The following is an 8612-nucleotide window of genomic DNA, read 5'->3' as shown; positions in this document are numbered from 1 at the left end:
GTTGGAGCGCCACGCCGATGCGGTGGTCAGGCGTTGGATTTCGGGACTGACGAACGCACGACTGGAAGGCATGAACGGTCTGTTTCAGGCGGCTCGGTCACGCGCACGGGGTTACCGGAACGAAGCCAACTTCATCGCCATGATCTACCTGATTGGCAGCCCGGTGGGGCGCCTGTTCGATCAGGCCAAATCCACATGAAACGACGAAGAACCCAAAAAACCCGCCGTTTGGCGGGTTCTCGTTGGGCAACACCGATAGCAACCCAACAGTTGCACGCTATGGTCGCCCGTCAGTGTTGCTCACTGGCCTGTTCAAGCACGCGTTTCTGGCGAGCAATGGCGTTGTTGATCACCTTGTTGCGCAACGCTTGCTTCTGCTCCGCCGTCGCGTTTCGCGCAAAATGGGTCAGAGGGGTCGATTTCGCGACATGATGCTTCATTATCAATCCTCACCTACGAGCAGACTTTTCAGCCGTTCATGAGTGTAGTGCTCGGGCAAATAGTCATCAACCGAGTCGATATCCGTCTCCCAGTGCTGATTCGTACCATCGTTGTTCTTGATGATCATGTCCAGCATCACTTGGGCACCGTATTCCTGCTTGATACGCCGCAGAGCGTCCTGGACGCCTAGGAATTGCCGGACAAACCCACCCAGCGGAATATTTCTCCCTTCGACTTGCTCACGACTGCACACGAACTGCCATGCAAGGCCAGGGTGCTGATATACAAAGAATATCTGTACATCCCTGCCTTTCCGTAACGAGCGCTCGATGTTCTTTTGTGCCACCTCGAGGCTGGCAAGTGTCCCATCCAGAATGAACGACTGACGCTGCTTCAGCATCAGGTCGTGGATTTTCTCTACCAGGATCGACACGGCCCCTTGGAACAGCCAAGAGTTACTGCCTGTGTAACCTGGAAGCTCTTCCCGTAAGTCATCAGGGTCGATGCGCAGGATGCTACCCAGACCAGCAAATCCTTCTGCCTTGAGCTCGTCGATGGCGGCCACATATTCCTTTGAAACTTCCGTCTTTCCCGCCCCAGGGGAGCCCGCCATGAAAATCGAGACGGGCTGTTCTTCAGGGGCGTATCGCACCTTGTCTGTCCACTTGCGAGCGATTTGCTGCTTGTTCCGCCTGGCAAAGACCAGCGCTTCAGCCTGAATATCACCGTCGCAGCTCATGGCCTAAAGCGTCTCCTCACTCCCACTCGATGGTCGCGGGGGGCTTGGAAGAGACGTCGTAGGTGACACGAGAGACGCCTTCCATCTCGTTGATAATGCGGTTGGAGACGGTTTCCAAAAGCTCGTACGGCAGGTGGGCCCAGCGGGCGGTCATGAAGTCGACGGTTTCCACCGCGCGCAGGGCGATGACCCATTCGTAGCGGCGGCCGTCGCCGACCACGCCGACGGACTTGACCGGGAGGAAGACGGCAAAGGCCTGGCTGGTCTTGTCGTACCAGCCGGCGTTGCGCAGCTCTTCGATGAAGATGGCGTCGGCTTCGCGGAGGATGTCGGCGTATTCCTTTCTTACCTCGCCGAGGATGCGCACGCCCAGGCCCGGCCCGGGGAAGGGATGGCGGTAGACCATGTCCGCCGGCAGGCCGAGCTCGACGCCGAGCCGGCGCACTTCATCCTTGAACAGCTCGCGCAGGGGCTCGACCAGCTTGAGCTTCATGGTCTCGGGCAGCCCGCCGACGTTGTGGTGGGACTTGATCACGTGAGCCTTGCCGGTCTTGGAAGCGGCGGACTCGATCACGTCGGGGTAGATAGTACCCTGAGCGAGGAAGTCCACATCGTCGATCTTGGCGGCCTCTTCGTCGAACACTTCGATAAAGGTGTTGCCGATGATCTTGCGCTTAGCCTCGGGGTCGGGCTCGCCGGCGAGCTTGTCGAGAAAGCGCTTTTCCGCATCCACGCGGATGACCTTCACGCCCATGTGGCTGGCGAAGGTTTCCATCACCTGCTCGCCTTCGTCCTTGCGCAAAAGGCCGTTGTCGACGAATACGCAGGTGAGCTGGTCGCCGATGGCGCGGTGCAGAAGGGCCGCGACCACGGAGGAATCTACCCCACCGGAAAGCCCCAGCAGCACGTGGCGGTTGCCTACCTGGTCGCGCACCCGACTGACCTGGTCTTCGATGATCTGGGCCGGCGTCCAGTTCGTTTCCGCGCCGCAAATGCCCACGACAAACTGCTCGAGAATGCGCTGGCCCTGAAGGGTGTGCGTGACCTCGGGGTGGAACTGCACGCCGTAAAAGCGCTTTTCTTCCCAGCTCATGGCGGCGATCGGGCAGCTCGGCGTGGAGGCGGTGACGGTGAATTCCGCCGGCACCTCGGCCACCTTGTCGCCGTGGCTCATCCACACTTCCAGGGTGCGCTTGCCGGAGTCGGTATCCATACGGTCGGCGATGTCCTCGAACAGCGCCGTCTCGGCGTCGATGCCCACCTCGGCGAAGCCGAACTCGCGCTTGTTGGAGCCTTCCACCCGGCCGCCCAGCTGCTCGGCCATGGTCTGCATGCCGTAGCAGATGCCGAATACCGGAAGGCCCAGGGAAAACACGCAGTCCGGCGCCCGGGGAGAATCAAGCTCCGCCACCGACTCCGGCCCGCCGGCGAGGATGATGCCGTTGGGGCTGTACTCGCGGATTTCGGCCTCGGTCATATCGAAGGCGCGCACCTCGGAATACACCCCGAGCTCGCGCACGCGGCGGGCGATCAGCTGGGTATACTGGGAGCCAAAATCAAGAATCAGGATCTTGTGGGCGTGGATATCAGTCATCGCGGAGTCTCTTGAAAAGCGGGCGGCAGGCTCGCCCCGCCGCCGTATGGCGAGCGTGCCGTACTAGCCGGCGCGGTAGTTGGGGGCTTCCTTGGTAATCTGCACGTCGTGAACGTGGGACTCGTTGAAGCCGGCGCCGGTGATCTTGACGAACTCGGGCAGGGTGCGCATCTGCTGGATATCGCGGCAGCCAGTATAGCCCATGGAGGCGCGCAGCCCGCCCATCATCTGGTGGACGATGGCGCCCATCATGCCTTTGTAGGGCACCCGGCCTTCGATGCCCTCGGGCACGAGCTTTTCGGCGCTGGCGCCGGGGTCCTGAAAGTAGCGGTCGGCGCTGCCCTGACTCTGGGACATCGCACCCATGGAGCCCATGCCGCGGTAGGCCTTGTAGGTCCGCCCCTGGTAGAGCTCGACCTCGCCCGGGGCCTCTTCGGTGCCGGCGAGCAACCCGCCGACCATCACCGTGCTGGCGCCGGCGGCTACGGCCTTGGCCAGATCCCCGGAAAAGCGCACGCCGCCGTCGGCGATCAGCGGAATATCGTAGGGCTCAAGCGCCGCGGCAACGTTGGAGACCGCGGTAATCTGCGGCACGCCCACGCCGGCGACCACCCGAGTGGTGCAGATGGAACCGGGGCCGATGCCTACCTTGACGCCGTCGGCGCCGGCGTCGGCCAGGGCCCTGGCCGCGTCGGCGGTGGCGATGTTGCCGCCGATGACCTGGATCTGCGGGAAAGTCTGCTTGACCCAGCGCACCCGCTCGATCACGCCCTGGGAGTGGCCGTGAGCGGTATCCACGATGACCGCGTCCACGCCGGCTTCGGCCAGGGCGGCAATGCGGTCCGGGGTTTCCGCGCCGGTGCCGACGGCGGCTCCCACCAGCAAGCGGCCGTCGCTGTCCTTGGCGGCCATGGGATAGGTGCGGGCTTTTTCGATATCCTGGAACGTCACCAGGCCGAGCAGGCGGAAGTCGTCGCCCACCATCAGCATCTTCTCGACCCGGTGCTCCTGCATCTTCGCCTTGATGACGTCGAGGCTGGTGCCTTCAGGCACGGTAACCAGGCGCTCGCGCGGGGTCATGATGTCGGATACGCTGTCGCCGTGGTTGGGCTGAAAGCGCATGTCGCGCTCGGTGACCAGCCCCACCAGCGTCTCGCCCTCAATGACCGGGAAGCCGGAAAAGCCGTTTTCCCGAGCCAGGGTCAAAAGGTCCGCGAGCTTGGCCTTGGGGCCCACGGTGACCGGGTCGTTGACGATCACGCTTTCGTGCTTTTTGACCTTGCGCACTTCCAGCGCCTGCTGGGCCACGGTCATGTTCTTGTGGATGATGCCGATGCCGCCTTCCTGGGCCATGGCGATCGCCAGCCGCCCTTCGGTGACGGTATCCATCGCCGCCGAGACCAGCGGGATATTGAGCGCGAGATCCCGGGTCAGGCGGGTTCTGAGGTTGACGTCGTTGGGCAATACGTCGGAAAAACCGGGAACGAGGAGAACGTCGTCAAACGTCAGCGCTTCTTGGGCCATACGTAGCATAGCGGCAACACCCAGGTTGAAGTGGGAAGATGGGGCGTGAAAGGATAATCGCTTATTGTAGCGTTCCGCCCGGCTTTTCGGCAATCCAAAAGCGCATGATGACGGCGCTGCGACTGCGTTTGGCCGCGGTGTCGGGGAAGGCGTTACGACCTTTGTCTCAGGGCGTTTTTCCTGACCGCTTATACAGTTTTCACTACAACTTTCACCACCACTATCGAGCCGCCATGACCGCCGAGTCCGCGTCACCGCTTTCCGTCACCCAGCTGAACCAGCAGGCGCGCCGCTCGCTGGAGCGCGGGCTGGGCGAGGTCTGGGTCGAGGGCGAGCTATCCAACGTCGCCACCCCGGCCTCGGGGCACGTGTATTTCACCCTCAAGGATGACGGCGCCCAGGTGCGCTGCGCGCTGTTTCGTACCCGAGCGCGCTTCGTCGGGGCTACGCTCGCCGACGGCAATCAGGTCAGGGTGCGCGCCCGGGTGTCGCTGTTCGAACCCCGGGGCGACTACCAGCTGATCGTGGAGGCGGTACAGGCGGCGGGCATCGGCGAGCTGCTGGCGACCTTCGAGCGGCTGAAAAAAGCGCTCGACGCCGAGGGCGTATTCACCAACGAAAGGCCGCTGCCCTTCCCGCCCCGGCGGCTGCTGGTGATGACCTCAGCCACCGGAGCGGCGGTGCGCGACGTGCTGGCGGTACTGGAAAAGCGCTGGCCGCTAGTGGAAGTGACGGTGATTCCCGTGCCGGTACAGGGCGACCAGGCGGCGCCGGCGATGATCGCCGCGCTGGGGCTACTGAACCGCCAGCCGCGCCTGGATGCGGAGAAAGACGCGGTGCTGATTACCCGGGGCGGCGGCAGCCTGGAAGATCTCTGGGCGTTCAACAGCGAACACCTGGCCCGGGCCATTCAGCACTCGCGGCTGCCGGTGATGTCCGCGGTGGGCCACGAGGTGGATACCACGCTTGCCGACTTTGCCGCCGACCGGCGCGCTCCCACGCCCTCCGCCGCCGCCGAGCAGCTGGTGCCCGACCGCGAAAGCCTGGTCGCCGAACTCGCCGGCCAGCGCCGCCGCCTTGACCGCGCCATTCAGGCACGCCTGGAGCGCGACAGCCAGCGCCTGGACGCCCTGCGCGCCCGGCTGCGCCACCCGGGCGAGGTGCTTGACCACAACCGCCAGCGGCTAAACGCCCTGCGTCTGCGGCTTGCGCGCGCCGCGCACAAAAGCCTGGCCGAGCGCCAGAGCGCGCTGGCCGGGCTGGAAAAGCGCCTGAAAAATCATCGCCTCGACCGCCGCCACCGGCAGGAAAGCGAGCGCCTGGCCGGGCTTGCCGGCCGGCTGGAAGCCGCTATTCATCAGCAGCTGGAAGCGCGCCAAACCCGCCTGGGCGGCACCCTGCGCGCGCTCAACGCGGTGAGCCCGCTTGCGGTACTCAGCCGCGGCTACGCCATTCCCCAGAACAGCCAGGGGCGCATCGTCCGCCGGGCGGCGGATACCGAGCCCGGCCAGCGGCTTAAGCTGCGCCTGGGCGAAGGCTCGCTGAGCGTGGAAGTGAAGAGACGATACAAAACATAAGGTTAGCCCAGCGTCTTGACCAGCACTTTGGACTTGCGCGCGTGATTATAGGCGTCGCGCTTGAGCGGCGGCAGGTCGTCCAGGCTCGCCGGGCGAAAGCCGCGCTCGGCAAACCAGTGGACGCTGTGGGTGGTGAGCACAAAAAGCGAGCCGATGCCGCGCTTGCCGGCGCGCTCCTCAAGCGCCTCGACCAGCCGCTCGCCCCGGGCGCCGCCGCGGTAGTCGCGGTGCACCGCCACGCAGGCGATTTCGGCTATGTCCACCCCGGTAAATAGCTGCAGCGCCCCGCAGCCGATGACCATGCCGTCGCGCTCGATGACCAGATAGTCGTCGATCTCGTGCTCGAGTCGCTCCCGGGAGCGGGCCACCAGCATGCCGCGCTGCTCAAGCGGCTCGAGCAGCTCCAAAAGCCCGGCAACGTCGGCAAGCGTCGCCGGGCGCAGCTGCTCGTAGCGGTGGCGGGTGATCATGGTGCCCACGCCGTCCCGGGTAAACAGCTCGCCCAGCAGCGCCTCCTGGTTGCGCCAGGACAACAGGTGCGTGCGCGCCACGCCTTCCCGAGCCGCCGTGCAGGCGGCCTGAAGGTGGCGGGCAAGCTCGCTGCCCGGGGCGGCCTGCTCGAGAAGCGGCGCAGCCTCGGCGGGCGACAGCTGGCGCAGCAGCGTGCCGTGGGCATCGCGCAGCCCGTCGGAATCACCCAGCAAAATCAGCTTGTCGGCCTCGAGCGCTACGGCGGCGTGGCGGGCCACTTCGGCGGCGTCGAGGTCGAACACTTCGCCCGTGCTGGAGAATCCCAGCGGCGGCAGCAGGACCAGCGAGCCCTGCTCCAGCAGCCCTTCCACCGCGCCGGCGCGCACCCGGCGCACCTCGCCGCTGTGGTCAAAGTCGATGCCCTCGCGCACGCCCAGCGGCTTGGCGGTAACCAGGTTGCCCGAGACCACCCCCAGCTCTACCCCGTGCAGCGGCGTGCTGGGCAGCCCCAGCGACAGCCGCGCCTCGAGCCACAGCCGCAGCCGGGCGGCGACCTGCTCCACCCGGCGCATGACGTCGGCATCGGCCACCCAGCGGCCGCCGCTCCGCTGGGGCTCAATGCCGTCAGTCTCGAGCGCTGCCTGCACCTGGGGGCGGATACCGAACACCAGCGTCAGGCGCACGCCCAGTGTATGCAGCAGCGCCAGATCCTGGATCAGCTGCTCGCCGCGCTCGGAGCCCAGCGCCTCGCCCTCCACCAGGATGACAAAGGTTCGCCCGCGGTGCGCGTTGATGTACGGCGACGCGTGACGAAACCAGTCAACAAAGGGGAAGCGAGTGTCCACGGGCAGGCTCTCCGGCAGCGGCTGTTCATGTCAAGGTGACAGCCGGGATTAGAAAACAGAGCGGTCAGGCAACACAAGGTTTCGCGACCGACAAAAAACAGCGGCGCCCGCAGGCGCCGCAAGACAGGCCGACACCCAGCGCTCGATCAGGCGCCGAACATCCCCTTGAACATGAAGAAGAAGAGGATCGCAAGGCCGGCACCGGCGGGCAGGGTAATCAGCCAGGACATGGCGATGGTCCCCAGCACTCGCAGGTTGAGCGCGGTCATGCCCCGGGCAAGACCCACCCCGAGCACCGCCCCGACCAGGGTATGGGTGGTGGAAATCGGCAGGCCGGTGCCCGAGGCCAGCACCACCGTCGCCGCCGCCGCCAGGGTTGCGGCAAAGCCGCGGCTGGGCGTTAGCTCGGTGATGCGCGTGCCCACGGTGGCGATCACCTTGTGGCCGTAGGTGACCAAACCCACCACGATACCGCCGCCGCCGAGTACCAGCACCCACCAGGGCACCATCGATGCCCCGCCGATCTCGCCGCCGCTTTGCACCACGTTGATCACCGCCGCCAGCGGTCCCACGGCGTTGGCGACGTCGTTGGAGCCGTGGGCAAAGGCCATGGCGCAGGCGGTAAACAGCATCAGCACGCCGAACACTTTTTCGACGTTGGCATAGCCGAACTGGTCTTCGTAGGTGTGCACATACTTCACCCGCCGCTCGAGCAGCATGCCGATACCGGTGACGATCAGCCCCGCCACGGCCGAGAACCCCAGACCTTGCAGAAAGCTGATGTGCAGGCCGACGTGCTTGAGCCCCTTGGTCATGGTCACCATGGCGACGATGAAGCCGACCAGAAACATGTAGAACGGCACGTAGCGCCTGGCCGCCGCGAGCGGGTCGCGGGCGTCAAAAATCAGCATATGCACCGACTTGAACAGCACAAAGCCCACGGTGCCGGCAAGCATCGGTGAGATCACCCAGCTGGCGGCAATGGTGGCCACCGCGCCCCAGTCAACCGTGGAGGCGCCAAGGCCCGCCACGGCAAAGCCGACGATGGCCCCCACGATCGAGTGCGTGGTCGACACCGGCCAGCCCTTGAGCGAGGCCATCAAAAGCCAGGTGCCCGCCGCCAGCAGCGCGGCGAGCATGCCGTAGACCAGCAGGTGCGGATCGTTTTCCAGAAGCTCAGGGTCAATAATGCCCTTGCGGATGGTGTTGGTCACCTCGCCGCCGGCAAGCCAGGCGCCGAGAAACTCAAAGATCACCGCAATGACGATGGCCTGCTTGATGGTGATGGCCCGAGAGCCCACCGAGGTGCCCATGGCGTTGGCCACGTCGTTGGCGCCCACGCCCCAGGCCATGAAAAAACCGAACGCGCAGGCCAGGAGAATAAGAACCTCGCCGTGCTGTGCGATAACCTGCATGCTGCC

General features: G+C 65.1%; 8 protein-coding genes. 2 read left to right on the top strand and 6 right to left on the bottom strand.

Features of this window, described 5'->3' with window-relative positions:
• Nucleotides 1-199: transposase (locus RS027_RS11105; RefSeq protein ID WP_311947011.1), on the top strand; the 199-nt coding region annotated here is incomplete at its 5' end.
• 91 nt (nt 200-290) lie between these two features.
• On the opposite strand, the gene RS027_RS11100 is transcribed toward RS027_RS11105, so the two are convergent.
• From RS027_RS11100 to guaB, 4 genes are all read right to left on the bottom strand, one after another.
• Nucleotides 291-440, bottom strand: a complete 150-nt coding sequence (locus RS027_RS11100; protein ID WP_311956874.1) for a hypothetical protein — start codon at nt 438-440, stop codon at nt 291-293.
• A 2-nt stretch (nt 441-442) separates the two neighbouring features.
• Nucleotides 443-1180, bottom strand: coding sequence for a zeta toxin family protein (locus tag RS027_RS11095; protein WP_311956872.1), 738 nt, complete (start codon nt 1178-1180; stop codon nt 443-445).
• 16 nt (nt 1181-1196) lie between these two features.
• A complete protein-coding gene (gene guaA, locus RS027_RS11090; protein ID WP_311956871.1) occupies nt 1197-2774 on the bottom strand; it encodes a glutamine-hydrolyzing GMP synthase in 1578 nt (525 codons plus the stop codon).
• Between the two features lie 63 nt (nt 2775-2837).
• Nucleotides 2838-4307: an IMP dehydrogenase gene (gene guaB, locus RS027_RS11085; protein WP_311956868.1), complete on the bottom strand. Its 1470-nt coding sequence runs from the start codon at nt 4305-4307 to the stop codon at nt 2838-2840.
• A 224-nt stretch (nt 4308-4531) separates the two neighbouring features.
• Here guaB and xseA point away from each other — a divergent pair, with 224 nt between their 5' ends.
• Nucleotides 4532-5875 carry an exodeoxyribonuclease VII large subunit gene (gene xseA, locus RS027_RS11080; protein ID WP_311956865.1) on the top strand — a complete coding sequence of 448 codons (1344 nt, stop codon included), beginning with the start codon at nt 4532-4534 and terminating at the stop codon, nt 5873-5875.
• 2 nt (nt 5876-5877) lie between these two features.
• On the opposite strand, the gene argA is transcribed toward xseA, so the two are convergent.
• Entirely contained in the window at nt 5878-7191 is a 1314-nt protein-coding gene (argA, locus tag RS027_RS11075; protein ID WP_311956863.1) for an amino-acid N-acetyltransferase, read from the bottom strand.
• Nucleotides 7192-7337: 146 nt separating this feature from the next.
• A complete protein-coding gene (locus RS027_RS11070; protein WP_311956860.1) occupies nt 7338-8606 on the bottom strand; it encodes an inorganic phosphate transporter in 1269 nt (422 codons plus the stop codon).
• Nucleotides 8607-8612 lie beyond the last annotated feature (6 nt).

The sequence above is a fragment of the Halomonas garicola genome (assembly GCF_031935715.1).
In the GTDB taxonomy this organism is placed as follows: domain Bacteria; phylum Pseudomonadota; class Gammaproteobacteria; order Pseudomonadales; family Halomonadaceae; genus Vreelandella; species Vreelandella garicola.
This window is presented reverse-complemented; position numbering and strand designations above follow the sequence as displayed.